Source organism: Hydrogenophaga sp. T2 (genome assembly GCF_049843535.1).
Classification (GTDB): Bacteria; Pseudomonadota; Gammaproteobacteria; order Burkholderiales; family Burkholderiaceae_C; genus Hydrogenophaga; species Hydrogenophaga crocea.
The window spans coordinates 26,164-52,282 of the sequence record NZ_JBBHZJ010000012.1 but is presented as its reverse complement, the minus strand read 5'-3'; the positions used below and the strand labels follow the sequence as shown (position 1 = coordinate 52,282).

Here is a 26,119-nt window from a genome sequence, read left to right as displayed (position 1 = left end):
CGGGTTGGCGTGCAATTGCCCCACGCCGCAACCTCGCGGGCAGGCGATTTTTATGGATCCGTGAGTTTCGTGAGGCCGGTGATCGGCCAGCTGCGCTTAGCCGCAGGCAGCGAAGAGTTCTCCGTGCAGCCGCTGGAAGGCCTTGGCCGAGCGATCATTGGCGCCCAGTCCGAGGATGACGCGCCGGCCATGCTCGATGAGGCGCCCGGCGCGGTAGATGAGTTCCTGCATCACGGTCTTGATGCGCCGGCGCTTGGCCGCATGGCGTACCGGCGCATCGGGCCCCAGCAGTCCGGCCTGTCCCATCAGGCGAAGGATGTTCATGGCCAGCGCCGCGAGCTCGCACACCAGGTAATTGGTATCGAACTTGCCCGAGGGCAGCCGCTCCAGATCGAGGTCGGTCTTGAACTCGGAGTGGAACTGCTCGTGCGTGCCGTGGTCGGCGTACAGCGCGACGATGGCTTTAGCATCGAACTGTTTGGCGCTCAGGCTCGTGCTCCAGCCGTCCAGCGTGAGCTTGGGCTCGATCAGCAACTGGCCCTTCGCGTCGATGGTGCGTTCAGTCAGGCGCAGCACGCGGCGCAGTGGCCGCTCGATGCCTTCGATGTGCAGCGCCTCTTCCCACAGCGTCACGCGCTTGCCCGCGCGGGGATGCTCCCAGATCGTGGCGGTGTCACCATCAAGGCGCTCGGCCAGCGCCGCCACGTTGGTCGTGCGCGGGTTCCACTTGATCAGCCAGTCCAGTTGCGGCACGCCTGCAGCGTTATACGACTCCATCTCGCACACCAGCTCCGTGGAGTCGAAGCCAGAGTCCAGGCGTGCCAGGATCGGCGCCTTCGGACCCGCCGCGCTCAGGCGCTGCGCCATCGGGATCACCCGCTCGAAGTTGAATTGCGTCTCACGTGCCGAATGCTGCACGCCAGGGCGCAGCGCCAACTCCAGGCAGAACCCGTTCGAGCCCAGGTACGCGGCCAGCGGGCAGTAGCCATCGACGCCGGTGTAGGTGCGTCCTACGCCGTCCTTGGCGGTGCCGCCGTTGTCCATGGCGAACGTGTCGACATCCAGCGGCAGCCAGCCACAAGGCAAGACGCCATAGTCGACCCGCGTGCTGTCCAGCAGCTTCTCGATCAGCGTCGCCAGGAAGTCAAACAGCTCGTCCGCGCGCGTGTCCATGCGCTGGCGCAGCGTCGGGCTGGAGGGCAACAGCTGGATGCCCAGCGCCTGCTTGAAGAAGGCATCGCCGCGGAAGTTCTCAATCGCATCGAAGTCGCTCTTGCCCTGCACCAGCAGGCCCAGGTAGCTGCGCAGGATGTCGCTGTTGGCAACGCCATTTCTCACGGGCAAGGCGGCATCGAGTCGCTTGAACACTGGCGCGAGTCGATTCAGGTGATGTCCGACCAGCGCCAGACCGGCTACCGGGGTGAGGTCGTAGTCGAGCTGCTTGACGATGAAGGGGCGCATTGGAAGAACTCAGGTACTGCGTTTGCAACAGGCCCATCAACGCCCCACACCTGTCTCGCGTTTACCAAACTACCTCAAATCGAACGCACCCGCAGGGTGAGGCACTTTCACTCTTGGGCTCACGGATTCAGGTTCTTCAGCGACTGCAATGAAGTAACGCAGATGTCGTAGTTGCATAATCACCCAGGCCCAAGGCTTGATCTGCGCGCGACGCAAATCGTGTTGCAGGTTCACCGCTTCCAGCAGTGGCGTGGTTTCGGCCTTGGCGGGTCATATCCCGAAGCAAGGTTGCTTAGGCTACTGGGTGGCAGGTGGTGACTGGGTGACATCATCGTCCTTGACCTCCTCGATGCGCACCGCGCAGCACGCGGATTTTTTGGCAGTGGGCGTTTGCGCTACTTCCAACTCAGGCACCTTTTCGATGCGCGGCGCGCAGCAAGCGGACTTTTTTGCGGCGGGCATTCGTGCTACTTCCGTCTCCGGCACCTCTTCGATACGCACCGCGCAGCAATCCGATTCGTCCTGCTTGCCAAGCAAACGCGCGATAAAGCCTTTTTTCTCTGACATGGTCTTTCTCCTTCAAATGAACAACAGATTGGCGACGTACCCCACGCTGATAGCGACCGTGAAAATGGTCAGCACGAACACTGCCACCAGTCGGGGCCGGAAGATCGTGTTGAGCAGCGTGACTTCGGGAAGGCTGGCACCTGCGCCAGCGATGATCAGCGCCGCTACCGCGCCGATGCTCATGCCTTGGGACTGCAAGGCCATGCCAATCGGAATCAGGGTTTCAGCGCGGATGTATAGCGGCACACCGATAGCAGCGGCCACGGGAATTGCGAACGGGTTGTCGGCACCTGCCATAGTGGCGATCCACTCGCCGGGTACCACGCCATAAATTAGCGCGCCAATGCCCGCGCCGATCAGCAGGTAGGGCAAGGAAGTCTTGAACAAAGCAAAGGCCGCGCTGCCAGCTCGGCGCAGGCGCGATTTGAAGTCGGTCGGCCCTGCAATTTCGCTCTCGCCCACCACACGCACCTTCTTTACGTCGCGCTCCAGGCCAAAGAGCTGCCAGACCGCGCCCACTGCCACCGCCAGCACAAAGGACGCGGCGCCATAGAAGACGGTGAACTTCCAGCCGAACAACGTGACCAGTAAGCCCAGGATCACCGGATTGAGGATGGGCGAGGAAACTAGAAAGGACATGGTGGCGCCAAATGGCGCACCGGCGTTGAGCAAGCCGACCGTGACCGGAATGGTCGAGCAGGAGCAAAACGGCGTGACTGCCCCCAGCCCGGCACCGACGATGTTGCCACGCAGGCCGCGCCCGGTTAGCAGGCGCTGCACAGTGCTGGCCGGTACATATTCCTGCATCATCGCCACCAAGAAACTGACGACGAAGAAGAGTGCGATCAGCTCGGCGCTGAGCATGGCGAAGAATTGCAGAGTCTCGGTGAGTGTGTTCAGATTCATTATGTGTTCCAGTTCAATGCATAGATGGTCAATGCTTATGATCAAAAAAAATCGCCATTACTGACGAGTGATGTGCGCAGCCACCTCCATCCAAGCATCTACTGCCACCGTGAAGGCTTCGCGGCCCTTGTCGGTCAGCGTGTAGACCTTGCGCCCACGACCGGCCACAGTTTCAGTATGCGCAGTGACATAGCCGCCTTGCTCGAACTCGCGCAACACCGGGTAGATGGTGCCTTCGGTGGGAGAGCAACAACCTTGGGTTGAGCACTCCACTTCACGTACGATCTCATAGCCGTGCATGGGCCGCTTTTGCAGCACGCTCAGGATGAAGAACTTGGACAGGCTCATCTTGATGATGCCGCTCCAATACAACCGGTCGGTATAGTCCACCGGTGTGCGCTCTACGGTCTTGAGGGAAGTCGTCGATTTAACCATGAGCGTAACTATATACCTTGTCCATCAAGGTATCAAGCGGCAACCGAAAAATCCCCTCCTGGGGCGGTGCCTGGCCGGATGGAGGGCGCTCGCATGAGTCTGTGACCACAAGTGAAGCATCCGAGCCACGGCACACATGACAAATTCAGTCTTTAGCCGACAGACGGGCCGCGCTGGCGACCGAGTTCCCAGGAGGCATGCCCGCTGCGGACTGTGGCAGCCAGGGATTGGCCCAGTCGCTGTTCGATGACGGGCTTCCAAGGCACGAGCGTGAAACCCAAGCCGTCGTCCAGCATGGCGAAGCGCCCGCTGGCGAGCATGATGGAGCGCCGGTAGATGCCAGCCACGCGCTGCCCGTCGGCTACCGGGCGATGCTCCAGGCCAGTTTCCGCTGCTATGTCCTTGGCGGCCTGTGCCAGTTCCCGGTTGCGCAGCGTGCCCAGCAGGTTGCGGGCGAGGATGACGCGCTGGCCGCGTCGTTGGGCCAGCCCCTGTTCTTCGAGGAAGTCGGCACGCTGCTGCATGGCCTGTTTGGCGTCGCCGCCAAAGCCCAGGTCGCCCAGGCCCGAGCCACCGCCGATCAACTGTTGGTCGAGCCAGGTGGCCCCGATCACGCGGGCCTGCCGCTCGATGGGCAGGTGGGATTTCAGCTCCACGGCCACGCCGCCCAGGCGCTGCGCGTCGTACTGGCGGCCACGCTCGGCCAGGTCGTCCGGCACCTTCCATAGCCCTTCGGCGACGCGCTCCACGATGCCGGCCCGGCGCAGGGCTTCCAGCCGCCGGACATGCGCCGCGACAACTTCCTGCGGGTCGCGCCCGTCCTTGGCACGGCCCTGTTCGATTGCCAGGTGGTGATCGGCGCGGTACAGGCCATTGCTCGCCAGCGCGGCGATGTTTTTGTCGGCCGCACGCACGTCGGCCGAACCCTTCACTTCCACCACCGCGCCTGTGGGATAGTTCGCCAGCTCGTCGCGGGCATTCAGCGCGACGTAGTGGGCCTTGCCGTCCGTGCCGTCGATGACCAGATAGCCCCGGTCGTGCAGTTCGTCGGCCAGCCCTTTCGCGGCCACGCGGCCAAGGATGGTTCTGCCATCGTCGCCCGGCTCGAACACTGCCAGCTCGCGCGGCTGCCCGCTCATGGCCCGCTGCATCGTGCGGATAATGTCGCCACGCTCGCCCAGGGCACGCAGGGTCTTTTCCGCATCGGCATGAATGGCCCAGGTGCCGGGCTGCGTCTCGTCGGCCAGGCCCAGACGCTGCAAGCGTTGCAGGCGGCCGATCAGCAGCAGGCGTTGGCGTTGCAAGTTCGGCTCGCTGAAGCGTTCGATCTGCACCCGGCCATCCTCGCTGGCTTCGCGCAGCAAGGTGCGATCCAGGCTTGTCCACCGTGCCTGTTCCACCTCGCGCCCCAAGGTCTGCTGGATCTCCAACTCGGTGCGCTGCCCCAGCCATTCGGTCGCCAGTTCGGCGGCACGATGGCGGAAGCCGTGGGCAATGTAGTCACCCGCGATGATGAGGTCTTTGCCGGTGTCGTCGCGTCCGCGCACGATCAGGTGGGTGTGCGGGTTGTCAGTGTTCCAGTGATCGACCGCTACCCAATCCAGCCGCGTGCCCAGGTCGGCTTCCATGCGGTTCACCAGATGGCGGGTATAGGTGCGCAGGTCGTCCAGTTCCGCGCCGTCTTCCGGGGAAACGATGAAGCGGAAATGGTGCCGGTCGTCGGTGCAGCGTTCCTTGAAGGCATCCAGGTCGGCTTCGTCGGCCTGCGGCCCGTAGGCCCGGCCCGGTTCGCCATCACGGCCCGCGCCGTCGCGTTCGACATAGCGCAGGTGCTTGGCGAGAGACTGTGGGCTGGCCCGCTGGTGATTGACCAGCAGCGTCTTGATGGTCACGCGCCGCGACATGGGCGTTAGCTTCGCCCCGGCGAAGCGCGCTGCCGTGTGGCCGCGCCCCAGGCGCGAGCCGGGACGCTGGCCGGTGCCAGCCGCCCCAGGACGGCGCACCGCCGACTTGCCGCTGCTGGCTTTGCCGGCCTGCTTGAGCACTTTGGAAACAAAGCTCTGCCCCTGGCCCTTGCCCCGGTTCTTCGGGGCGCTTGGGCGCCCGCGGAAATCGTCGTCGCGGCGGTCGGTCATGGCCGTTCTCCCTGCAAGCTCTGGCGTGTCCAGTCGTGCGAAGCACGCGGACATGCCTGCATTGGCGCAACCTTCGCGCCGAACACGGCACGGCGGCGAAGCCGCTGCGTGCCGTGTTCCCCCCATGTGCAGACTGGCTTTCGACGCGGCAAGGTGCCGAGTCCTTTTGTCTTGCCTTCCGCCTTTGCCTTCCGCTGTCGCTCCAGGCATCGGCGGCCCGGCGGCGCTGCTGCGTGAGCAGCCAGCGCACCGGCGAACGCGGCAATGGCCGCAGGCCGGGCGCGTTCGAGGCAAGACGCCTGCACGTTGGACGGCTGCGCCGAAGGCAGCGCGACGTGCGGTGCGAATGCACCGGCACGGCAGGCGCGAAGACACGGCAGCAGACGGCAGAACGACATGCCCGATGGCACGCCGGAGCGCAGCGAATCGGCGGCCATCATGGGCGTGTCTCCAGCCAGATCGGGCGTGCAACGCCGATCACGGCGGATGCGCTGACCGGGCCGAAATACCGGCTGTCGAACGATGCCGGATTGGTCACGCTCAACAGGAACAGCTCGCCCGGTTCGAGACGGCGGCAAAGCTGCAAGGATGGCAGCGGGCGGCCCAGCCGGTCGGCAGGCAGCGCGGCGGCCGCTGGCACGCCGTCGATGCGAACCTGACCGGCGACGATGCAAACGTGTTGCGGCGCGACCGCGCCCACGCGCTTGAGCAGCGGAACGCGGGTCGGCAGGTAGCCGCGCTGCGCAGCCAGCATGGCGGCCTCGGCGGGCAGCGGCACCAGCACGATGCTGTCCACGGACAGCGGACGTGGCAGCGAGGCGAACGGTTCGATGCGATACCAGCCGACCGCCACGCTGTCGGACGGGTTGTAGGTCAGGCGCGGTAGCGGCGACACGAAAGCCGCCCAGGCCAGCGCAGCGAGGCCGACGGCGGCGAAGCCTGCCAGCAAGATGCGAGCACGCAGGCGCGAGCGAGGACGCGACACGGGGCCGGTCGTGGAAATAGTAGTCATGGGAATGTCCTTCCGGCCAGCCAGCCGGCGTGCTGTTCTGCGGTGTATTCGGGCAGCGGTGAGCGCGCCGCGAGCCGGTTGGCGAGCGTGCGCCAGTACGCGGGCGACACGGCGGCGGGCGCGATACCAAGCGCCTCGATGCCGTCGATGCGTTCCAGCACCGCGCGCACGTTGGCATCCCCTTCGGCGTGCAGCAGCAGGCGCGCTCCCGGCTGCACGCCTGGGATGCGCTGCACGGCATCGAGCGGCGTGGCGGTCTGCATCACCATGAGCTGCCAGCGGATCGTGCCGTAATCGTTGGCCTGCCAGCGGATGCGGCAGAGCATCGTGCCCGGCAGGAACACGGCGCAGCGCCGCCAGCGGTCGAGCTGGAGCGTGCGCGCCGGTTCGCCGAAGCGCAGGTAGAGCTTGAAACGGGCCTCGATGTAGGCCAGCGCCACGCGCGTCAGCGGCACGTTGCCGGCCTGTCCGGCGAGTGTCGCAAGCGCAGGCAGCGGCGCAGCCGGTGCAGCGTTCGCGGCAGGCAAAGCGGATGCGTTCATGGTGTGTTCTCCGGCGGAAACTCCCGCTCCAGCAGGCCGCGCAGCAGGTCGGCCACGGTCACGCCTCGCGTGAAGGCCGACACCTTGATGCGCGCCCGCATGGCGGGCGTAATGTCGAGGGTCAGGCGCGCGGTGTAGAGGTCGCCTTTGCCCAGCGCATCGGCATCGCCCTGGCGAATCCACGCCTCGGCGTGCGGATTCGCGGGCGGACGTGCGCCGATGCCGACGCGCTTACCGCGTGGTGGCTGCCTCGCTGTCATGTCGGCCACCGCAGCAGTTCGTCCACCAGGGCTGTGATTTCGCGGGCGGCGGCGCTGTCGGGCGCTGTCTCGCGGGCGAGCCGGCCAGCGGCCACGCTGTCGGCGAACACGATGCGCTGACGCACTTCCGAGCGCAGCGCGGGCAGCGGCTGTTCGGCCAGCGATTGCCGCGCCTCGCGGCCGATGATGGTGGTGCTGACGCGCCGGTTGATGACGAAGGCCGCGCGCAGCGCAGGCCGGAACACCTGCGCCTCGCGGATCAGCGAAACCATTTCCGAGCAGGCCCAGAGGTCGTAGGGGCTGGGCTGCACCGGGATCAGCACGCGCTCGGCAGCCAGCAGCGCGGAGCGCGCCAAGGCGGCGATGCGCGGCGGGCCGTCGATGACGACGTGATCGGCCCGCCTGGCGAGTTCTGGCGCTTCCTGATGCAGCGTTTCGCGGGCAAGGCCCACGGCGCTGAACAGCCGTGGCAAGCCTTGCTGGCTTCTGCGCTGCGTCCAGTCCAGTGATGAACCCTGCGGGTCGGCATCGAGCAGGACGACATGCTGGCCGCGCAGCGCCAGTTCGCCCGCGATGTGGGTGGCGAGCGTGGTCTTGCCGACGCCGCCTTTCTGGTTGAGCAGAGCGAGGATCATGGCGTGGCCCTCCGTGTTGGGAAGCCGGCCTGTCCGTGCCGTTTGGTGGTTGTCCACCGAAACGGCGCGCTTCTACTAAGAGTTATGTATTTATTGTTAGGTAAGTTAGGGAACCTCTGCACTACCCCGCCCACTCGTTCGTGGCGACGAGTTCAGGGTCAATATCGTTTCGTAGGATGGGATCGAAACAGATGCTGAACGGTTCTTGGGCTCCAGCAAGCCCCTTCGTGGGCCCTCTGCAGCCTCATCCGGCCCCAGTGAGCCCACTGCGGGCGCACTTATCCCGTCGCAGCCAGCAAGGCTTTGCGCGCCAGCCACAGATTGACCAGCGCAAACAGGACGTTGAGCTGCGCGCCGTTCTTGGCCAAGCCTCGATAGGGCGTCTTGCGGTAGCCAAACTGGCATTTGAGTACCCGAAACGGATGCTCACCCTTGGCACGAATGCGCGCCTTGGTGCGTTCCAAGGCATCCATCACCTGGCCAAGAAAAGTGCGCTTGTCCAATGCCCGGCGCTTGCCCGGCCGCATGGCCACGTGCCAAGCGACTTGCTTGCCCTGGTTTTCCGCTCGCTTGTCCACTCCCTGATAGCCCGCATCGGCAAAGACGTCGGTCTCTTGCCCGTGCAAGAGCCGATGCGCCTGCGTCACATCCGAGACGTTGGCAGCGGTGGCCACCACCGTGTGTACCAGCCCTGTCTCGGCGTCGACCCCAACGTGCGCTTTCATGCCGAAGTACCACTGGTTGCCCTTCTTCGTCTGGTGCATCTCAGGGTCGCGCTCACGGCGGGCGTTCTTGGTCGAGCTGGGAGCAGCAATGAGCGTGGCATCCACGATGGTGCCGCTCTTGAGCATGAGGCCACGCTCGGTCAGGATGCGATTGACCGTCTCGAGGATACGCTGGCTCAGGCCGTGTTGCTCCAGCAGGTGGCGAAAGCGCAGGATGGTGCTCTCATCCGGCACGACATCCACCCCCAGGTCCAGACCAACAAAGCTCGCCAGCAGCGGCGTGTCGTACAAGGCTTCCTCCACCGCCGGGTCCGACAGACCAAACCACTGCTGCAAAAAATGAATCCTCAGCAGCTTCTCTACCGCAAACCTGAATCCGTGAGCCCAGGCGCACGCATGCTCGGGTTGGTCTGTTTTGTTGGGTCGTGCCCGTTCAATTTGACAGCCTGGGAGATGACATCACCCAACTCGATGGCACTGGATCGTCGGAATCGCGAGTTGGTGGGCGACTTGTTCGGGTTGGCGTGCAATTGCCCCACGCCGCAACCTCGCGGGCAGGCGATTTTTATGGATCCGTGAGTTTCGTGAGGCCGGTGATCGGCCAGCTGCGCTTAGCCGCAGGCAGCGAAGAGTTCTCCGTGCAGCCGCTGGAAGGCCTTGGCCGAGCGATCATTGGCGCCCAGTCCGAGGATGACGCGCCGGCCATGCTCGATGAGGCGCCCGGCGCGGTAGATGAGTTCCTGCATCACGGTCTTGATGCGCCGGCGCTTGGCCGCATGGCGTACCGGCGCATCGGGCCCCAGCAGTCCGGCCTGTCCCATCAGGCGAAGGATGTTCATGGCCAGCGCCGCGAGCTCGCACACCAGGTAATTGGTATCGAACTTGCCCGAGGGCAGCCGCTCCAGATCGAGGTCGGTCTTGAACTCGGAGTGGAACTGCTCGTGCGTGCCGTGGTCGGCGTACAGCGCGACGATGGCTTTAGCATCGAACTGTTTGGCGCTCAGGCTCGTGCTCCAGCCGTCCAGCGTGAGCTTGGGCTCGATCAGCAACTGGCCCTTCGCGTCGATGGTGCGTTCAGTCAGGCGCAGCACGCGGCGCAGTGGCCGCTCGATGCCTTCGATGTGCAGCGCCTCTTCCCACAGCGTCACGCGCTTGCCCGCGCGGGGATGCTCCCAGATCGTGGCGGTGTCACCATCAAGGCGCTCGGCCAGCGCCGCCACGTTGGTCGTGCGCGGGTTCCACTTGATCAGCCAGTCCAGTTGCGGCACGCCTGCAGCGTTATACGACTCCATCTCGCACACCAGCTCCGTGGAGTCGAAGCCAGAGTCCAGGCGTGCCAGGATCGGCGCCTTCGGACCCGCCGCGCTCAGGCGCTGCGCCATCGGGATCACCCGCTCGAAGTTGAATTGCGTCTCACGTGCCGAATGCTGCACGCCAGGGCGCAGCGCCAACTCCAGGCAGAACCCGTTCGAGCCCAGGTACGCGGCCAGCGGGCAGTAGCCATCGACGCCGGTGTAGGTGCGTCCTACGCCGTCCTTGGCGGTGCCGCCGTTGTCCATGGCGAACGTGTCGACATCCAGCGGCAGCCAGCCACAAGGCAAGACGCCATAGTCGACCCGCGTGCTGTCCAGCAGCTTCTCGATCAGCGTCGCCAGGAAGTCAAACAGCTCGTCCGCGCGCGTGTCCATGCGCTGGCGCAGCGTCGGGCTGGAGGGCAACAGCTGGATGCCCAGCGCCTGCTTGAAGAAGGCATCGCCGCGGAAGTTCTCAATCGCATCGAAGTCGCTCTTGCCCTGCACCAGCAGGCCCAGGTAGCTGCGCAGGATGTCGCTGTTGGCAACGCCATTTCTCACGGGCAAGGCGGCATCGAGTCGCTTGAACACTGGCGCGAGTCGATTCAGGTGATGTCCGACCAGCGCCAGACCGGCTACCGGGGTGAGGTCGTAGTCGAGCTGCTTGACGATGAAGGGGCGCATTGGAAGAACTCAGGTACTGCGTTTGCAACAGGCCCATCAACGCCCCACACCTGTCTCGCGTTTACCAAACTACCTCAAATCGAACGCACCCGCAGGGTGAGGCACTTTCACTCTTGGGCTCACGGATTCAGGTGTGGGTGGTGTTCACTCTGGTTGGGTGGCTACTCAATGCGATGCGGCCACTTATATTGTGAATTTCAATACTAAATCAAAACGCCGGTTTTTATCAAAGGAGAAAATTATGGATATCAAAGTGCTCGGCACAGGCTGTGCCAATTGCAAGAACACCATTGCACTGATCGAACAAGTCGCTCGAACGAAGGGAGTTGCAGTTTCTCTGCAAAAAATCGAGGAGCTCAAAGACATCATGAGTTACGGCGTGATGAGCACGCCGGGCGTTGTGATCGATGGAAAGGTCGTCCATGCGGGGGGAGTTCCATCCCGAGACAAGATCGAGCAATGGTTGGTTGCATGAGGTGCCACGATGACAACCGATCAAAAGAAACTCGAAAACGCTCGTCACGCTACTCACGCGCGACGCGGCTCCGTATCTGGTGGATCGGTACAGCGAGCGTAAGGAAAGCGCCGAAGCACTGAGCCGGCGCGTCAACCAGACTGCGATCTAGAACTACGCTCAAGGCTCGTCTGTGCGCTGATCCCGCTGCTCGATCTGCAACCGTGCCCGTGCTGTCGCCTGCTGCAACCGCTCGCCCAGCACCGCACGTGGCGGCAACGTGGTCAGGTACTCGGCAACGTGGATGCCCGATTTGTCCAGTTCCAGCAATTCGATCTGCTCGCGCTTCTTGCCGGTGCATAGGATGATGCCCAGCGGCGAGGCTTCCTCCGGCTCTCGTTCGTGCTTGTCGAGCCAGCGAAGGTAAAGCTCCATCTGGCCCTTGTAGGCCGCCTTGAACTCGCCGACCTTCAACTCCACTGCCACCAGCCGCCGCAGCTTGCGGTTGTAAAACAGTAGGTCGAGGTGGAAATCCTCGTTGTCAATCGGGATGCGCTTCTGCCGGGCCACGAAACTGAAACCCGCGCCCAGCTCCAGCAAGAACGACTCCATTTCCCGAATGATCGCCGCCTCCAAGTCGCCTTCCTGCCAGGTGTCGCGCAGGCCCAGGAAGTCGAGGATGTACGGGTCGCGCATGACCAAGGCAGGCGACATGCGCTGCGCATCGCGCATCGTCGCCAGTTCCTGCGCGATCATCTCGCCCGGCTTCTGCGACAGCGCCGTGCGCTCGTACAGCATCGAGTCGATGCGCTCGCGCAGCGTCCGCACGCTCCAGCGTTCGGCGCTCGCCATCTGCGCGTAGTAGTCCCGCTGGAGCGGGTCTTTCAGCGGGATCAGGGCGATGAAGTGCGTCCAGCTCAATTGTCGTATCAGTGATACGACAATTCGCTCGTCGGGGTAAGCGGCGGCGAACTGCACCATGCGGCGCAGGTTCTTGATCGAAAAACTGCCGCCGTACTCCTTCACCAGTTGCGCCGCCAGGGTGGACACGACTTCTTCGCCGTAGTTGGCCCGCCGGCCTTCCAAGACCTGCGTATGGATGCGCTGGCCGATGCGCCAGTAGAGCATCGTCAGTTCGCTATTCACCGCCGAGGCGGCGCGCTGCCGCGCCGCCTCGATCAGTGCCCGAATGTCGCCCAGCAGCGCCGAAGGCGCTGCGGGTGACACGATGGATGCCTTCCGCCTGGTCATGCCCGTGCCTCCGTCGTGTTCCGCGTGCCTGTAATTGCCTGCCGCCGGCTCGCCACCAGATCGGCCGCGTCACGCACCGGCTTGTCCTCGGTGTGGACGTAGTGCATGAACATCGCCACGGTCTTGTGACCCGTCAGCGCCATGCCTACCTTGGTCGGCACGCCCGAATTGGCAATGTCGGTCGCAGCGCGGTGACGAATGCCGTGCGTGCCGACATGCGGCACGCCAGCGGCCTTGAGTACCCGGCACCAGCCGCCGTAATACTCGCCGTGGGTCAGGTGCTTGGTCGGGTCGTTGGGCGATGGCAGGACATAGGGGCAGCCCTCCCGGCGCGGTGCCGTCGAAAGCAGCCGATAGGCTTCCTCACTCATGGGCTTGGAAATGCCACCGGTCTTGCTGTCCGGCCACACCACGCGCCGCCTCTCGAAGTCCAGCCAATCCCATTCGAGCGGGCAGATTTCAGAACGGCGACCGGAAAACTCGAATTGCAGGCGGATCGCCAGCGGGATGACGTAGTTCTCCGTTTCCTCCGGCTCCAGTTCTCCCGCTTCCATCTTTTCCAGATGGCGAAAGAGCAGCACCAGTTCGTCATCTACGATGAGCCGGGTTTCCTTGCCGGGCGGGAACATCGGAACATGGCGGCACGGATTCGTGCCGTCAGGGCGCAGCCCCCACACTTCGGCCAGGTTGAACATCTTGCGCAGCACGCCGAAAGTGCGGTTGGCCTCGGCCGGCTTGTAGGCCAGCTTCTTCATCAGCGCAGCCACGTCCGGGCGCTTCACGTCCTGCACCTTCATCCGTCCCATGATCGGAATGATGCAGCGGTCAATGACGCCCTGATAGCCGCGCTGCGTGCTGGGCTTGTTGCGCTGCTTGGAGTAGTCCTCCATGAAGGTGGTGCAATATTCCTTCATGGTCGGAGCCTTGCGGGCGGCCGACTTGGCTGCGCTGGGGTCGCCGCCCCGGCGAACCTCGGCCAGCCAGTCTTGCGCCATGACGCGGGCCTGCTCCACGGTCAGTTCCCCGAACAGGCCCAGGGCGGGCTTGCGCCGCTCGCCCGCGTTCGTGCGGTATTGGAGCATGAACACTCGGCGGCCCGCCGGAGTAATCTTGCATAGGAAGCCGGGCACCACGGTATCCCGCAGTTCGACGGCCTTGGCCTGGGGTTGCGCCGACTCCACGGCGGTCTTGGTGAGTTTGATTTTTGCCATGATGACTCCTCGGAAACCTCGGTTTCCAAGAGCCGTATGGGGGCCACGAGGACGGAAACCGAGTCAAGTTTCGGAAAGCACCGGCATATGTTGAACTCGCCTAAGTTATTGATAAACCTGCTGTAGCGGGCTTGGGCGTAGTCCAGCGAATTACCGGGCTGGAGTCATGCTGAAACAAAAAACCGCGCCTGGGCGCGGTTCTTTGTGGTGGCTGGGCCGATCAGTTCTTGCGGGTACCGACGACTTCCACTTCCACACGGCGGTTCTTGGCGCGGCCTTCACGTGTGGCGTTGTCGGCCACCGGCTGGGTCAGGCCCTTGCCTTCGGTGTAGATGCGGTTGCTTTCGATGCCCTTGCTCACCAGGTAAGCCTTGACGGCTTCGGCGCGGCGCACCGACAGGGCCTGGTTGTAAGCAGCTTTACCGGTCGAGTCGGTGTGGCCCACGGCGATCACGACTTCGAGGTTGATGCCCTTGACCTTGCCAGCCAGGTCGTCCAGCTTGGCTTTGCCTTCGGGCTTGAGCACGGCCTTGTCGAAGTCGAAGAAGGCGTCAGCGGCGTAGGTCACCTTGGTGGCGGCCGGAGCGGCAGGGGCTGCAGCGGGGGCGGGGGCCGGAGCGGGCGCAGCGGCCGGGGCCGGAGCGGGTGCCGGGGCAGGCGCCGGAGCAGCAGCGCGCGGAACGATCGCACCGTCGCAACCTTGGGCGGCGGTCGCCGGCGTCCAGGAGGCATCGCGCCAGCAGAGTTCGTTCGTGCCGTTCTTCCACACCAGCTCGCTGGTGCCGTTGCGCCAGTTGTCGATGGTCTGGGCGCCAGCAGCCGTTGCCATGGCGGCGGTTGCAAACAGCATTGCCACTCGGTTGAGTTTTTTCATGGTTTTCCTCTTGGTAAGCCGCAGACGACCTGCGTGACATTGGTTGACGTCCGGGCGAAGCCTTAAAGACCCGTAACGCTCGGGGAATTGTGCCACAAGCGCGATAAACGGCTGCCCGCTGCTCCGGACGCGGCATCCGCCTACAAAGACAGGCCTGCATCCGTTGTCCGTGTGCAACAAATGGCCGGCCAAAGGCAACTTCCGGGCCCGCCTTAGAATCTTTGGCTGCATTCCAGACGGCGCCGCCTGCGTCCCCCAGCCATGACCCAATTCGCCAAAGAAACCCTGCCCATCAGTCTGGAAGAAGAGATGCGCAGGAGCTATCTCGATTACGCGATGAGCGTGATCGTGGGCCGCGCCCTTCCAGACGCGCGCGACGGCCTCAAGCCGGTACACCGGCGCGTGCTGTACGCCATGCACGAACTCAACAACGACTGGAACCGCCCGTACAAGAAGTCGGCGCGTATCGTCGGTGACGTCATCGGTAAGTACCACCCCCACGGCGATTCGGCGGTGTACGACACCATCGTGCGCATGGCGCAGGATTTTTCGCTGCGGCACATGCTGGTCGACGGCCAGGGCAACTTCGGTTCGGTGGACGGCGACAACGCCGCCGCCATGCGTTACACCGAAATCCGGCTGTCGAAGATCGCCCACGAGATGCTGGCCGACATCGACAAGGAAACCGTCGACTACGGCCCGAACTACGACGGCAGCGAAAAAGAACCGCTGGTGCTGCCCACCCGCCTGCCCAACCTGCTGGTCAACGGCAGCGCCGGCATCGCCGTGGGCATGGCCACCAACATCCCGCCGCACAACCTCAACGAGGTGGTGGACGCCTGCCTGCACCTGCTCAAGAACCCCGAGGCCTCCATCGACGAGCTGATGGAGATCATCCCGGCACCCGACTTCCCCACCGCCGGCATCATCTACGGCATCCAGGGCGTCAAAGACGGCTACCGCACCGGCCGCGGCCGCGTGGTGATGCGCGCCAAGTGCCACTTCGAGGACATCGACCGCGGCCAGCGCCAGGCCATCATCGTTGACGAGCTGCCCTACCAGGTCAACAAGAAGACCCTGCAGGAGCGCATGGCCGAGCTGGTGCACGAGAAGAAGATCGAGGGCATCAGCCACATCCAGGACGAGTCGGACAAATCCGGCATGCGCCTGGTGATCGAGCTCAAGCGCGGCGAAGTGCCCGAGGTGGTGCTCAACAACCTGTACAAGCAGACGCAGCTGCAGGACACCTTCGGCATCAACATGGTGGCGCTGGTCGACGGCCAGCCCCGACTGTGCAACCTGAAAGACCTGGTCACCGTCTTCCTCGAGCACCGGCGCGAGGTGGTCACGCGGCGCACCATCTTCAACCTGCGCAAGGCGCGCGAGCGCGGCCACGTGCTCGAAGGCCTGGCCGTGGCGCTGGCCAACATCGACGAGTTCATCCGCATCATCCGCGAGTCGCCCACGCCGCCCGTGGCCAAGGCCGAACTGATGACGCGCAGCTGGGACAGCGCGCTGGTGCGCGAGATGCTCACGCGCGCCAAGGCCGATGGCGGCGTGGTGAACGCCGACGACTACCGCCCCGACGGCCTCGACCGCGGCTTCGGCATGCAGAGCGACGGGCTGTACCGCCTCTCGGAAACCCAGGCCCAGGAAATCCTGCAGATGCGACTGCAGCGCCTGACCGGTCTGGAGCAGGACAAGATCGTCGCCGAGTACAAGGACGTGATGGCCGAGATCGACGACCTGCTCGACATCCTGGCCCGGCCCGAGCGCGTGTCGACCATCATCAGCGAGGAACTGATCGCCCTCAAGCAGGAGTTCGGCCAGACCAAGCTCGGCGCGCGCCGCAGCCAGATCGAGCACAACGCGCAGGACCTCGCCACCGAAGACCTGATCACGCCCACCGACATGGTGGTCACGCTCAGCCACTCGGGCTACATCAAGAGCCAGCCGCTGTCCGAGTACCGCTCGCAGCGCCGCGGCGGCCGCGGCAAGCAGGCCACGGCCACCAAGGAAGACGACTGGATCGACCAGCTCTTCATCGCCAACACGCACGACTGGATCCTGTGCTTCTCCAACCGCGGCCGCCTGTACTGGCTCAAGGTCTGGGAGGTGCCCAGCGGCTCGCGCGGCTCGCGGGGCAAGCCCATCGTGAACATGTTCCCGCTGGCCGAAGGCGAGAAGATCAACGTGGTGCTGCCGCTCACGGGCGACAACCGCAGCTTCCCGGCCGACCACTTCGTGTTCATGGCCACCGCGGGCGGCACGGTGAAGAAGACGGCGCTCGACGAGTTCAGCAACCCGCGCAAGGCCGGCATCATCGCGGTCGACCTCGATGAAGGCGACTTCCTCATCGGCGCCGCGCTCACCGACGGCCGCCACGACGTGATGCTGTTCTCCGACGGCGGCAAGGCCGTGCGCTTCGACGAGAACGACGTGCGCCCCATGGGCCGCAACGCGCGCGGCGTGCGCGGCATGATGCTCGAAGAAGGCCAGAGCCTGATCGCCATGCTGGTGGCCGAAGACGAGTCGCAAAGCGTGCTGACCGCCACCGTCAACGGCTACGGCAAGCGCACGCCCATCGGCGAGTACACGCGCCACGGCCGCGGCACCAAGGGCATGATCGCGATCCAGCAGAGCGAGCGCAACGGCAAGGTCGTGGCCGCCACGCTGGTGCACAACGACGACCAGATCATGCTCATCACCGACAAGGGCGTGCTGGTGCGCACCCGCGTCGCCGAGATCCGCGAGATGGGCCGCGCCACCCAGGGCGTGACGCTGATCTCGCTCGACGCCGGCGACGAGCTGTCGGGTCTGCAGCGCATCGTCGAGAACGACGCCAACATGCCCGAGGGCGGCGAACCCGAAGGCGGTGACGCCGAGACCGTGGCATGACGGCGCGACCCTACAACTTTTCGGCCGGTCCGGCCGCCATGCCCGCCGAGGTGCTCGAGATCGCCGCCGGCGAAATGCTCGACTGGCACGGCACGGGCATGAGCGTGATGGAGATGAGCCACCGCGGCAAGGCCTTCGGCGAAATCATCGCGCGCGCCGAGGCCGACCTGCGCTCGCTGCTCGCGATCCCCGCGCACTTCAAGGTCCTGTTCATGCAGGGCGGCGGCCTGGGCGAAAACGCCATCGTGCCGCTGAACCTCTCGCGCGGCGGCGCGGTCGACTTCGTCATCAGCGGCAGCTGGAGCCAGAAGTCGCACAAGGAGGCGGGCCGCTATGCCCAGGCGCGCATCGCGGCCAGCAACGCCGACACCAAGCACACCACCCTGCCCGCGCCCGCGAGCTGGGCCATCGGCGACGACGCGCAGTACGTGCACCTGTGCAGCAACGAGACCATCCACGGCGTGGAGTTCCACGAGCTGCCCGACCTCAAGGCCCTGGGCAGCGAGGCGCCGCTGGTGATCGACTTCTCCTCGCACGTGGCCTCGCGCCCGGTCGACTGGTCGCGCGTGGGCCTGGCCTTCGGCGGCGCGCAGAAGAACCTGGGCCCCGCGGGCCTCACGCTGGTGGTGGTGCGCGAAGACCTTCTGGGCCACGCCCTGCCGATCTGCCCGAGCGCCTTCAACTACCAGACCGTGGCCGACAACGGCTCGATGTACAACACCCCGCCCACCTACGCGATCTACCTCGCCGGCCTCACCTTCCAGTGGCTGCAGCGCCAGGGCGGCATCGCCGAGATGGAGCGGCGCAACATCGCCAAGGCGGCGCTGCTCTACGACTTCATCGACCGCTCCGCCTTCTACGAAAACCGGGTCGCGCCGGAAGCGCGTTCGCGCATGAACATTCCGTTCTTTCTCAAGGACGAGTCGCGCAACGAGGCCTTCCTGGCCGGTGCGCAGGCGCGTGGCCTGTTGCAGCTCAAGGGCCACAAGTCGGTGGGCGGCATGCGCGCGAGCATCTACAACGCCATGCCCATCGAGGGCGTTCGCGCCCTGGTCGATTACATGCAGCAGTTCGAAAAGGAAATGGCCTGAGCATGGCTGCCCTACCCCAGCAAACCGAGGCCCTGGGCGCGTTGCGCGTGCAGATCGACGCCATCGACCAGCAACTGCTGAGCCTGCTCAACCAGCGTGCGCGCGTGGCCGAGCAGGTCGGCGAGCTCAAGCGCCAGGAGGGTTCGCCCTTCTTCCGTCCCGACCGTGTGGCCCAGGTGATCGAGAAGATCCAGACCGCCAACCCCGGCCCGCTGCTCAACCAGCACGTGGGCGCGATCTGGCGCGAGATCATGTCGGCCTGCCTGGCGCTCGAAACGCCGCAGCGCGTGGCCGTGCTCGGCCCGCAGGGCACCTTCTGCGAACAGGCCGCGGTCGAGTTCTTCGGCAGCGCCGCCAACCTCATTTACTGCAGCAGCTTCGACGAGGTGTTCCACGCCACCGCCGCGGGCACCGCGCAGTACGGCGTGGTGGGCATGGAGAACTCCACCGAAGGCGTGGTCGCGCGCTCGCTCGACCTGTTCCTGCGCTCGCCCGTGCACGTGGTTGGCGAGGTGAGCCTGCTGATCCGCCACAACCTGCTGCGCCGCGAGGCCGGCCTCGACGGCGTCGAGGTGGTCATGGCCCATCCGCAGGCGCTCGCGCAATGCCAGGGCTGGCTCACGCAGCACCTGCCGAACGCCGAGCGCCGTGCGGTCTCTAGCAACGCCGAAGGCGCACGCCTGGCCGCCGAAGACCCGCGCTGCGCCGCGCTCGCGAGCGAACGCGCGGCCGCGCAGTTCGGCCTGCACATCGTCTCGCACGCGGTGCAGGACGAGGCCTACAACCGCACCCGCTTCGCCGTCATCTGCCTGCCCCAGACCCTGGCCATGCCGCCGGCCAGCGGGCGCGACTGCACCAGCCTCGTGGTCTCGGTGCCCAACCGGCCCGGCGCGGTGCACGACCTGCTCGTGCCGCTCAAGCGCCACGGCGTGTCCATGACGCGCTTCGAGTCGAGGCCCGCCAAGTCGGGCCAGTGGGAGTACTACTTCTACATCGACATCGCGGGCCATCCCTCGCAGCCGCACGTGGCCGCCGCGCTCGAAGAACTGCAAAGCCTGTGCGCCTTCTACAAGGTGCTGGGTGCCTACCCGGTGACCGAATGATGTTTGAACAGTTGGGTCTGATCGGCTGTGGCCTCATGGGAGGCTCGTTCGCGCTGGCGCTCAAGCGCGCGGGGCTGGTCAAACGCGTGGTGGGCTACAGCAAGTCGCCGTCCACCACCGAACGCGCACGCCAGCTCGGCGTGATCGACGTCGAGGCGCCGTCGGCGCTGCTGGCCGTGTCGGGCGCCGACCTCGTGCTGCTGGCCGTGCCCGTGGCCGCCACCGAGGCCACCTTCAAGGCCATCCGCCACCTGGTGCGCAACGACGTGCTCATCATGGACGTGGGCTCGACCAAGCGCGAGGTGATCGACGCCGCGCGCCGCGTGCTGCGCGAGCAGGTGGGCGTGTTCGTGCCGGCCCACCCCATCGCGGGCAAGGAACTCGCGGGTGTGGACCACGCCGATGCCGAGCTCTACCGCGGCCGCCAGGTCATCCTCACGCCGATCGAGCGCACCCTGCCCTCGCACGTGGACAAGGCCGAGCAGGTCTGGCGCGCGCTGGGCTGCCAGGTCAAGCGCATGACGCCCGAAGGCCACGACGCGGCCTATGCGGCCATCAGCCACCTGCCGCACCTGCTGGCCTTCGCGCTCATGACCGCGATCAAGAACCAGCCCGAGGGCGAAGACTTCCTCTCGCTCGCGGGCCCGGGCTTTCGCGACTTCAGCCGCATCGCCGCGAGCGACGCCGCCATCTGGCGCGACATCCTGCTCTCCAACCGCGAAGAGCTCATCACGCAGTCGCGCCACTTCCTGCGCGCGCTGCAGCAGTTCGAAAGCGTCATCAAGAACGGTGATGCGCAGGCGCTCGAAGACCTGATCGACATCGCCAGCGAAGCGCGCGCGGGCTGGCGCATGACGGCCGTCAAGCCCCAGGGCTGAGGCCGCGCATGTACAGCATCCCCAGCCTCGACCTGCCCCCGCTCGCCACCGCCGGCGGCCGCGTGCGACTGCCCGGCTCCAAGAGCATTTCCAACCGCGTGCTGCTGCTGGCCGCGCTCAGCGAAGGTCCGACGCAGGTCGACGACCTGCTCGACTCCGACGACACCCGCGTGATGCTCGACGCGCTGCGCGCGCTGGGCTGCCAGATCGACGCCACCGGCCCGCAATCGGTGCGTGTGCAGGGCATGGGCGGGCGCCTCGGCGTGCGCGAAGCCGCGTTGTTCCTGGGCAATGCCGGCACCGCCATGCGCCCGCTCACCGCCGCGCTCGCACTCATGGCCACGGCCCAGGGCGCGCGCTTCGAGCTTTCGGGCGTGCCGCGCATGCACGAACGCCCCATCGGCGACCTGGTCGACGCCCTGCGCCAGCTCGGCTGCCCGGTGCAGTGCCTGCACAACGAAGGCTATCCGCCGCTGCGCATCGGCGACGGCCAGGTGCACCCGCTGCGGCTCGACGCCCCCATCCGCGTGCGCGGCGACGTGTCCAGCCAGTTCCTCACCGCGCTGCTGCTCGCGCTGCCGCTGGTGGCGCAACACGGCGACGTGGTGATCGAGATGGCCACCGAGCTCATCTCCAAGCCCTACATCGAGATCACGCTCAACCTGCTGGAGCGCTTCGGCGTGCGCGTGCGGCGCGACGGCTGGGACCGATTCACCATCGCGCGTGGCAGCCGCTACAGCTCGCCCGGGCGCATCGCGGTCGAGGCCGACGCGTCGTCGGCCAGCTACTTCATCGCGCTCGGCGCCATCGCCGCGCCCACGCCGGGCACCGACGGCATCGCCATCGAAGGCATTGGCCTGTCGTCCATCCAGGGCGACATCCGCTTCGTCGAGGCCGCGCGCCTGATGGGCGCCGACATCGTCGGCGAAGACAACGCCCTGCGCGTGCGCCGCGGCGCCTGGCCGCTCAAGGCCATCGACCTCGACTGCAACCACATCCCCGACGCCGCGATGACGCTTGCGGTGATGGCGCTCTACGCCGACGGCACCACCACGCTGCGCAACATCGCGAGCTGGCGCGTGAAAGAAACCGACCGCATCGCGGCCATGGCCACCGAATGCCGCCAGCTCGGCGCCACGGTCGAAGAAGGCGCCGATTTCATCCGCATCACGCCGCCAGCGGCGTGGCGGCCAGCGACGATTCACACCTACGACGACCACCGCGTCGCCATGTGTTTCTCGCTTGCGGCCTTCAATCCCGCGCAGCTGCCCGTGCGCATCGACGACCCGAAGTGCGTGGGCAAGACCTTCCCCGACTACTTCGAAACGCTGTTCAGCGTGTGCCGCACGCCCGCCGAACGCATCCCCGTGATCTGCATCGACGGCCCGACCGCCTCGGGCAAGGGCACGCTCGCGGCCGAGGTCGCGTCCACCCTCGGCTACCACCTGCTCGACTCGGGCGCGCTTTACCGCCTCGTGGGCCTGGCCGCCGAGCGCGAGGGCCTGTCCACCACCGAAGCCGACCTGCGCGACCCCGCCCACGCCGAGCGCATGGGCGAACTCGCGGCCCGGCTCGACGTGCGCTTCACCCCCGGCAAGACCTGGCTCGAGGGCGAGGACGTGACCGAGGCCCTGCGCGCCGAGGCCGCCGGCATGGCCGCCTCGCGCGTGTCGGCCGTGCCCCAGGTGCGCGCCGCGCTGCTCGACCTGCAGCTCAACTTCCGCCACCTGCCCGGCCTGGTGGCCGACGGGCGCGACATGGGCACGGTGATCTTCCCGGGCGCCCCGCTCAAGGTCTACCTCACGGCGAGCGCCGAGCAGCGCGCCCTGCGCCGCCATAAGCAATTGATTTCAAAGGGAATCCCCGCTATACTCGCCGACCTTCTGGCCGATTTGCAGGCACGCGACGCGCGCGACATGAACCGCACGCACGCGCCCCTCAAGCCGGCCGAAGACGCGGTGCTGCTGGACAACTCCCACCTCACCATCGAGCAATCGGTGGCCCGGGTGCTGGACTGGTGGCACGGCAAACAGGCCTTCCCGGCTCGCTGAGCAGGCCTTTCTCCAGGCCCCGAAGACCCCGCCGGATGTTCCCCGTCCGCAGGTCCCAGGGTTCTTTCAACCAACCCGCCGTGTTTCGCACGGCACAAGCAACAACCGCCCAGCCGTCGTCTCCGCAGCCCCCACGGGCCGCCCCCTGCCGACGCGAAGCGGTTCTCAGGAAACCCCATGTCTGAATCTTTTGCCGCTCTCTTCGAAGAGTCCCTGCAGCGCGCCGAAATGCGCGCTGGTGAAGTCATCACCGCGGAAGTCGTTCGCATCGAACACAACCACGTGGTGGTCAACGCCGGTCTGAAGTCGGAAGCCTATGTGCCGCTGGCCGAGTTCAAGAACGACCAGGGCGAGCTCGAAGTGCAGGTCGGCGACTTCGTGTCGGTCGCGATCGACTCCGTCGAGAACGGCTTCGGCGACACCCTGCTCTCGCGCGACAAGGCCAAGCGCCTGGCCTCGTGGATGGCCCTCGAGAAAGCCCTCGAGTCGGGTGAATTCGTCACCGGCACCACCACCAGCAAGGTCAAGGGCGGCCTCAAGGTCATGGTCAACGGCATCAGCGCCTTCCTGCCGGGCTCGCTGGTGGACAGCCGTCCCACCAAGGACCTCACCCCCTACGAGAACAAGACCCTGGAATTCAAGGTCATCAAGCTCGACCGCAAGCGCAACAACGTGGTGCTGAGCCGCCGCGCCGTGGTGGAAGCCTCCATGGGCGAAGAGCGCGCCAAGCTGATGGAGACCTTGAAAGAAGGCGCCATCGTGCACGGCGTGGTCAAGAACATCACCGAGTACGGCGCGTTCGTTGACCTCGGCGGCATCGACGGCCTGCTGCACATCACCGACATGGCCTGGCGCCGCGTGCGCCACCCCAGCGAGGTGGTGCAGGCCGGCCAGGAAATCACGGCCAAGATCCTCAAGTTCGACACCGAGAAGCAGCGCGTTTCGCTGGGTCTCAAGCAGATGGGCGACGACCCGTGGCTGGGCGTGAGCCGCCGCTACCCGCAAGGCACCCGCATGTTCGGCAAGGTCACCAACATCGCCGACTACGGCGCGTTCGTGGAACTCGAGCCCGGCATCGAAGGCCTGGTGCACGTGTCCGAAATGGACTGGACCAACAAGAACGTGGCCCCGTCCAAGCTGGTGTCGCTGGGCGACGAAGTCGAAGTCATGGTGCTCGACATCGACGAAGACAAGCGCCGCATCTCGCTGGGCATGAAGCAGTGCAAGGCCAACCCCTGGCACGAGTTCGCCGAGCAGACCAAGCGCGGTGACCGCGTGAAGGGCCCGATCAAGTCCATCACCGACTTTGGCGTGTTCGTCGGCCTGGCCGCCGGCATCGACGGTCTGGTGCACCTGTCCGACCTCTCGTGGAACGAGCCCGGCGAGCAAGCCGTGCGCAACTACAAGAAGGGCCAGGAAGTCGACGCCGTGGTGCTCGCCATCGACGTCGAGCGCGAGCGCATCAGCCTGGGCATCAAGCAGCTCGACGGCGACCCGTTCACCACCTTCGTGTCGGTCAACGACAAGGGCGCCGTGGTGACCGGCAAGGTCAAGACCGTGGACGCCAAGGGCGCTGAAATCGACCTCGGCGAAGACGTGATCGGCTACCTGCGTGCCTCCGAAATCAGCCGCGACCGCGTGGAAGACGCGCGCAACGTGCTGAAAGAAGGCGACGAAGTCTCTGCCGTGGTCGTCAACGTGGACCGCAAGACCCGCAACATCCAGCTCTCGATCAAGGCCAAGGACGCTGCCGACCAGCAGGAAGCCATGGCCAGCCTGAGCCAGAACGCGGGCAATGCCGGCACCACCAGCCTGGGCGCCCTGCTGCGCGCCAAGCTCGACAACAGCAACAACGGCCGCTGATGACCCGCAGCGATCTCGTTGAAGCCCTGGCGGCCCGTTTCGGCCAGCTCACCCACCGCGATGCGGAGTTCGCCGTCAAGGCGATCCTCGACGCGATGGGTGACGCCCTGGTCAAGGGCCATCGCATCGAGATCCGCGGGTTCGGCAGCTTCTCGGTGAATCGCCGCTCGCCCCGCATCGGACGCAATCCGCGTTCGGGCGAGAGCGTGATGATTCCCGAGAAGCGCGTGCCGCACTTCAAGCCCGGCAAGGCCCTGCGCGAGCAGGTGGACGAACGCACCCGGCTGCTGCTGCAACAAGGGCCCAAAGACCCGGCTTGAACCCTGCTGACTACAATCGCAGCCCACCACAGAGGGGATGCATTGAAGTACCTGATGTGGCTGCTCAACGCAGCCCTTTTTTTTGTGCTCTTCGCCTTCGCGCTGAACAACCAGGACAGCGTCACGCTGCACCTGTTTTTCGGCCACAGCTGGCAGGCGCCGCTCGTGCTGGTGCTGCTGGTGGTGCTGCTGCTCGGCGTGTTCCTGGGCGTGATCGTGATGCTGCCGCTGTGGCTGCGCGCCAAGCGCGCCCGGGCACGCGCCGGCCACACCACCTTCGGCGCGGACACCACCGTGATGCCCAACGAGCCCATCGATCGCCGGCATGGACTTTGACCTGACCTGGCTGCTCTGGGGCCTGCCCGTGGCGTTCGCGCTCGGCTGGGCCGCTTCGCGGCTCGACCTGCGCCAGTGGCGCTTCGAAAGCCGCCAGGCGCCCAAGGCCTATTTCCGCGGCCTCAACCACCTGCTCAACGAGCAGCAGGACCAGGCCATCGACGCCTTCATCGAGGCCGTGCAGGGCGACCCCGACACCACCGAGCTGCACTTCGCGCTCGGCAACCTGTTCCGCCGCCGCGGCGACTACGACCGCGCGGTGCGCGTGCACGAGCACCTGCTCGCGCGCGCCGACCTCAGCCGCAAGGACCGCGACCGCGCCCAGCACGCGCTCGCGCTCGACTTCCTCAAGGCCGGCCTGCTCGACCGCGCCGAATCGGCGCTGCACAAGCTCGAAGGCACGGCCTTCGAGAGCGAGGCCCGCCTGGCGCTGCTGGGCATCTACGAACGCTCGCGCGACTGGCCTCAGGCCCAGGCCATCGCAGAGAAGCTCGACGCCGTGGAACAGGGCAGCTTCACCACGCGCATCGCGCACTACCTGTGCGAGCAGGCCGAAACCGCGCACCGCCAAGGCGAGGCCGCGCGCACGCGCGCCCTGCTCGACGACGTGGTGCGCCGCGCGCCCGGCCTCGCGCGCGGCTGGATGGCGCGCTCGGCGCTGCGCTCGCAGCAGGGCGATGCCGCGGGCGCGCTCGACGACCTGCTCGCGCTCGCGCGCCAGGCGCCGCTGGCCCTGCCGCTGGCCGCGCGCGGCATGGCCGAGCTCGCGCGCCAGACCGGGCGCAGCGCGCCGGTGCGCGCCCTGCTCGAAGACGCCCAGGCGCAGGCGCCCTCGATCGACGTCACGGAGGCGCTCGCGCGCCTGGCCGAACAGCCCGAGGACGCGCGCCGCGCCTACCTGCGCCACCTCGACGCCGAACCCTCGCTCGTGATCGCCAGCCAGTGGCTCGCGGGCGAAACCCTGTCCGACGCCAAGGCCCAGGCCAGCGTGCAGCGCGCGTTCGACAACGCCAGCGGCCCGCTCAAGCGCTACCGCTGCGCGGCCTGCGGCTTCGAGGCGCGCCAGCACTTCTGGCAATGCCCGGGCTGCCAGGCCTGGGACAGCTACCCCGCGCGCCGCGTCGAAGAACTCTGA

The 26,119-nt window shown here is 66.1% G+C and carries 24 protein-coding genes and 2 pseudogenes; 11 read left to right on the top strand and 15 right to left on the bottom strand.

Annotated features, from left to right (window positions below; genetic code table 11):
- Positions 1 to 96 precede the first annotated feature (96 nt).
- The 12 genes and pseudogenes from WDZ95_RS21970 to WDZ95_RS21915 form a co-directional block, all read right to left on the bottom strand.
- Positions 97 to 1,461, bottom strand: coding sequence for an IS1380 family transposase (locus tag WDZ95_RS21970; protein WP_027478017.1), 1,365 nt, complete (start codon positions 1,459 to 1,461; stop codon positions 97 to 99).
- A gap of 297 nt (positions 1,462 to 1,758) precedes the next feature.
- Positions 1,759 to 2,028 (bottom strand): hypothetical protein, encoded by a 270-nt coding sequence (locus WDZ95_RS21965; protein ID WP_073673120.1) that lies wholly within the window; start codon positions 2,026 to 2,028, stop codon positions 1,759 to 1,761.
- A 12-nt stretch (positions 2,029 to 2,040) separates the two neighbouring features.
- Complete coding sequence (locus WDZ95_RS21960) at positions 2,041 to 2,934, bottom strand: permease (RefSeq protein ID WP_150990012.1); 894 nt, start codon at positions 2,932 to 2,934, stop codon at positions 2,041 to 2,043.
- A 57-nt stretch (positions 2,935 to 2,991) separates the two neighbouring features.
- A complete protein-coding gene (locus tag WDZ95_RS21955) occupies positions 2,992 to 3,324 on the bottom strand; it encodes a PadR family transcriptional regulator (RefSeq protein ID WP_207890240.1) in 333 nt (110 codons plus the stop codon).
- Between the two features lie 197 nt (positions 3,325 to 3,521).
- Positions 3,522 to 5,504 carry a relaxase/mobilization nuclease domain-containing protein gene (locus WDZ95_RS21950; RefSeq protein ID WP_063153074.1) on the bottom strand — a complete coding sequence of 661 codons (1,983 nt, stop codon included), beginning with the start codon at positions 5,502 to 5,504 and terminating at the stop codon, positions 3,522 to 3,524.
- A complete protein-coding gene (locus tag WDZ95_RS21945) occupies positions 5,501 to 5,944 on the bottom strand; it encodes a hypothetical protein (RefSeq protein WP_063153075.1) in 444 nt (147 codons plus the stop codon). The genes WDZ95_RS21950 and WDZ95_RS21945 overlap by 4 nt, the downstream gene beginning before the upstream one ends.
- Positions 5,941 to 6,516: a S26 family signal peptidase gene (locus WDZ95_RS21940; protein WP_150990009.1), complete on the bottom strand. Its 576-nt coding sequence runs from the start codon at positions 6,514 to 6,516 to the stop codon at positions 5,941 to 5,943. Before WDZ95_RS21940 ends, WDZ95_RS21945 begins: the two co-directional genes overlap by 4 nt.
- Positions 6,513 to 7,058, bottom strand: coding sequence for a DUF2840 domain-containing protein (locus WDZ95_RS21935; protein WP_150990006.1), 546 nt, complete (start codon positions 7,056 to 7,058; stop codon positions 6,513 to 6,515). The genes WDZ95_RS21940 and WDZ95_RS21935 overlap by 4 nt, the downstream gene beginning before the upstream one ends.
- Positions 7,055 to 7,318 carry a chromosome partitioning protein ParB gene (locus WDZ95_RS21930; protein WP_150990002.1) on the bottom strand — a complete coding sequence of 88 codons (264 nt, stop codon included), beginning with the start codon at positions 7,316 to 7,318 and terminating at the stop codon, positions 7,055 to 7,057. Before WDZ95_RS21930 ends, WDZ95_RS21935 begins: the two co-directional genes overlap by 4 nt.
- A complete protein-coding gene (gene parA, locus WDZ95_RS21925; RefSeq protein ID WP_150989999.1) occupies positions 7,315 to 7,953 on the bottom strand; it encodes a ParA family partition ATPase in 639 nt (212 codons plus the stop codon). Before parA ends, WDZ95_RS21930 begins: the two co-directional genes overlap by 4 nt.
- Before the next feature lie 278 nt (positions 7,954 to 8,231).
- Positions 8,232 to 9,047 (bottom strand): annotated as a pseudogene (locus WDZ95_RS21920) (IS5 family transposase); the annotation flags it as partial.
- Between the two features lie 242 nt (positions 9,048 to 9,289).
- Positions 9,290 to 10,654: an IS1380 family transposase gene (locus tag WDZ95_RS21915; protein WP_027478017.1), complete on the bottom strand. Its 1,365-nt coding sequence runs from the start codon at positions 10,652 to 10,654 to the stop codon at positions 9,290 to 9,292.
- A gap of 241 nt (positions 10,655 to 10,895) precedes the next feature.
- Here WDZ95_RS21915 and WDZ95_RS21910 point away from each other — a divergent pair, with 241 nt between their 5' ends.
- Positions 10,896 to 11,129: a thioredoxin family protein gene (locus WDZ95_RS21910; RefSeq protein WP_229653713.1), complete on the top strand. Its 234-nt coding sequence runs from the start codon at positions 10,896 to 10,898 to the stop codon at positions 11,127 to 11,129.
- A 46-nt stretch (positions 11,130 to 11,175) separates the two neighbouring features.
- Positions 11,176 to 11,280 (top strand): annotated as a pseudogene (locus WDZ95_RS21905) (arsenical resistance protein ArsH); the annotation flags it as partial.
- Between the two features lie 8 nt (positions 11,281 to 11,288).
- Here WDZ95_RS21905 and WDZ95_RS21900 read toward each other — a convergent pair.
- From WDZ95_RS21900 to ompA, 3 genes are all read right to left on the bottom strand, one after another.
- Positions 11,289 to 12,359 carry a PDDEXK nuclease domain-containing protein gene (locus tag WDZ95_RS21900; RefSeq protein ID WP_154344217.1) on the bottom strand — a complete coding sequence of 357 codons (1,071 nt, stop codon included), beginning with the start codon at positions 12,357 to 12,359 and terminating at the stop codon, positions 11,289 to 11,291.
- Positions 12,356 to 13,570 (bottom strand): tyrosine-type recombinase/integrase, encoded by a 1,215-nt coding sequence (locus tag WDZ95_RS21895; protein ID WP_154344216.1) that lies wholly within the window; start codon positions 13,568 to 13,570, stop codon positions 12,356 to 12,358. Before WDZ95_RS21895 ends, WDZ95_RS21900 begins: the two co-directional genes overlap by 4 nt.
- A gap of 220 nt (positions 13,571 to 13,790) precedes the next feature.
- Positions 13,791 to 14,444 (bottom strand): outer membrane protein OmpA, encoded by a 654-nt coding sequence (ompA, locus tag WDZ95_RS21890; RefSeq protein WP_166224843.1) that lies wholly within the window; start codon positions 14,442 to 14,444, stop codon positions 13,791 to 13,793.
- Positions 14,445 to 14,705: 261 nt separating this feature from the next.
- Here ompA and gyrA point away from each other — a divergent pair, with 261 nt between their 5' ends.
- From gyrA to lapB, 9 genes are all read left to right on the top strand, one after another.
- Positions 14,706 to 17,342 carry a DNA gyrase subunit A gene (gene gyrA / locus WDZ95_RS21885; protein ID WP_425781633.1) on the top strand — a complete coding sequence of 879 codons (2,637 nt, stop codon included), beginning with the start codon at positions 14,706 to 14,708 and terminating at the stop codon, positions 17,340 to 17,342.
- Positions 17,339 to 18,433: a 3-phosphoserine/phosphohydroxythreonine transaminase gene (serC, locus tag WDZ95_RS21880; RefSeq protein ID WP_425781631.1), complete on the top strand. Its 1,095-nt coding sequence runs from the start codon at positions 17,339 to 17,341 to the stop codon at positions 18,431 to 18,433. Before gyrA ends, serC begins: the two co-directional genes overlap by 4 nt.
- A gap of 2 nt (positions 18,434 to 18,435) precedes the next feature.
- Positions 18,436 to 19,536 carry a prephenate dehydratase gene (gene pheA, locus WDZ95_RS21875; protein ID WP_166224834.1) on the top strand — a complete coding sequence of 367 codons (1,101 nt, stop codon included), beginning with the start codon at positions 18,436 to 18,438 and terminating at the stop codon, positions 19,534 to 19,536.
- On the top strand, positions 19,536 to 20,414 hold the full coding sequence (locus tag WDZ95_RS21870; protein WP_425781657.1) for a prephenate dehydrogenase: 879 nt from the start codon (positions 19,536 to 19,538) through the stop codon (positions 20,412 to 20,414). The genes pheA and WDZ95_RS21870 overlap by 1 nt, the downstream gene beginning before the upstream one ends.
- 8 nt (positions 20,415 to 20,422) lie before the next feature.
- Positions 20,423 to 22,465, top strand: coding sequence for a bifunctional 3-phosphoshikimate 1-carboxyvinyltransferase/cytidylate kinase (locus WDZ95_RS21865; protein ID WP_425781629.1), 2,043 nt, complete (start codon positions 20,423 to 20,425; stop codon positions 22,463 to 22,465).
- A 177-nt stretch (positions 22,466 to 22,642) separates the two neighbouring features.
- Positions 22,643 to 24,328 carry a 30S ribosomal protein S1 gene (rpsA, locus tag WDZ95_RS21860; protein WP_166224828.1) on the top strand — a complete coding sequence of 562 codons (1,686 nt, stop codon included), beginning with the start codon at positions 22,643 to 22,645 and terminating at the stop codon, positions 24,326 to 24,328.
- A complete protein-coding gene (locus tag WDZ95_RS21855; RefSeq protein ID WP_166224825.1) occupies positions 24,328 to 24,648 on the top strand; it encodes an integration host factor subunit beta in 321 nt (106 codons plus the stop codon). Before rpsA ends, WDZ95_RS21855 begins: the two co-directional genes overlap by 1 nt.
- A gap of 42 nt (positions 24,649 to 24,690) precedes the next feature.
- Entirely contained in the window at positions 24,691 to 24,984 is a 294-nt protein-coding gene (locus WDZ95_RS21850; protein WP_166224822.1) for a lipopolysaccharide assembly protein LapA domain-containing protein, read from the top strand.
- Entirely contained in the window at positions 24,974 to 26,119 is a 1,146-nt protein-coding gene (gene lapB / locus WDZ95_RS21845; protein WP_425781626.1) for a lipopolysaccharide assembly protein LapB, read from the top strand. The genes WDZ95_RS21850 and lapB overlap by 11 nt, the downstream gene beginning before the upstream one ends.

Excerpts from the sequence above, each read along its gene's own strand:
- serC (WP_425781631.1), top strand. The coding sequence starts at position 17,339 with ATGACGGCGCGACCCTACAACTTTTCGGCCGGTCCGGCCGCCATGCCC.
- gyrA (WP_425781633.1), top strand. The coding sequence starts at position 14,706 with ATGACCCAATTCGCCAAAGAAACCCTGCCCATCAGTCTGGAAGAAGAG.
- WDZ95_RS21870 (WP_425781657.1), top strand. The coding sequence starts at position 19,536 with ATGTTTGAACAGTTGGGTCTGATCGGCTGTGGCCTCATGGGAGGCTCG.
- WDZ95_RS21960 (WP_150990012.1), bottom strand. The coding sequence starts at position 2,934 with ATGAATCTGAACACACTCACCGAGACTCTGCAATTCTTCGCCATGCTC.
- WDZ95_RS21965 (WP_073673120.1), bottom strand. The coding sequence starts at position 2,028 with ATGTCAGAGAAAAAAGGCTTTATCGCGCGTTTGCTTGGCAAGCAGGAC.
- WDZ95_RS21950 (WP_063153074.1), bottom strand. The coding sequence starts at position 5,504 with ATGACCGACCGCCGCGACGACGATTTCCGCGGGCGCCCAAGCGCCCCG.
- pheA (WP_166224834.1), top strand. The coding sequence starts at position 18,436 with ATGGCTGCCCTACCCCAGCAAACCGAGGCCCTGGGCGCGTTGCGCGTG.
- WDZ95_RS21910 (WP_229653713.1), top strand. The coding sequence starts at position 10,896 with ATGGATATCAAAGTGCTCGGCACAGGCTGTGCCAATTGCAAGAACACC.
- WDZ95_RS21900 (WP_154344217.1), bottom strand. The coding sequence starts at position 12,359 with ATGACCAGGCGGAAGGCATCCATCGTGTCACCCGCAGCGCCTTCGGCG.
- WDZ95_RS21970 (WP_027478017.1), bottom strand. The coding sequence starts at position 1,461 with ATGCGCCCCTTCATCGTCAAGCAGCTCGACTACGACCTCACCCCGGTA.
- WDZ95_RS21945 (WP_063153075.1), bottom strand. The coding sequence starts at position 5,944 with ATGATGGCCGCCGATTCGCTGCGCTCCGGCGTGCCATCGGGCATGTCG.
- lapB (WP_425781626.1), top strand. The coding sequence starts at position 24,974 with ATGGACTTTGACCTGACCTGGCTGCTCTGGGGCCTGCCCGTGGCGTTC.
- WDZ95_RS21855 (WP_166224825.1), top strand. The coding sequence starts at position 24,328 with ATGACCCGCAGCGATCTCGTTGAAGCCCTGGCGGCCCGTTTCGGCCAG.
- rpsA (WP_166224828.1), top strand. The coding sequence starts at position 22,643 with ATGTCTGAATCTTTTGCCGCTCTCTTCGAAGAGTCCCTGCAGCGCGCC.
- WDZ95_RS21865 (WP_425781629.1), top strand. The coding sequence starts at position 20,423 with ATGTACAGCATCCCCAGCCTCGACCTGCCCCCGCTCGCCACCGCCGGC.
- WDZ95_RS21935 (WP_150990006.1), bottom strand. The coding sequence starts at position 7,058 with ATGAACGCATCCGCTTTGCCTGCCGCGAACGCTGCACCGGCTGCGCCG.
- WDZ95_RS21930 (WP_150990002.1), bottom strand. The coding sequence starts at position 7,318 with ATGACAGCGAGGCAGCCACCACGCGGTAAGCGCGTCGGCATCGGCGCA.
- WDZ95_RS21940 (WP_150990009.1), bottom strand. The coding sequence starts at position 6,516 with ATGACTACTATTTCCACGACCGGCCCCGTGTCGCGTCCTCGCTCGCGC.
- WDZ95_RS21895 (WP_154344216.1), bottom strand. The coding sequence starts at position 13,570 with ATGGCAAAAATCAAACTCACCAAGACCGCCGTGGAGTCGGCGCAACCC.
- ompA (WP_166224843.1), bottom strand. The coding sequence starts at position 14,444 with ATGAAAAAACTCAACCGAGTGGCAATGCTGTTTGCAACCGCCGCCATG.
- parA (WP_150989999.1), bottom strand. The coding sequence starts at position 7,953 with ATGATCCTCGCTCTGCTCAACCAGAAAGGCGGCGTCGGCAAGACCACG.
- WDZ95_RS21915 (WP_027478017.1), bottom strand. The coding sequence starts at position 10,654 with ATGCGCCCCTTCATCGTCAAGCAGCTCGACTACGACCTCACCCCGGTA.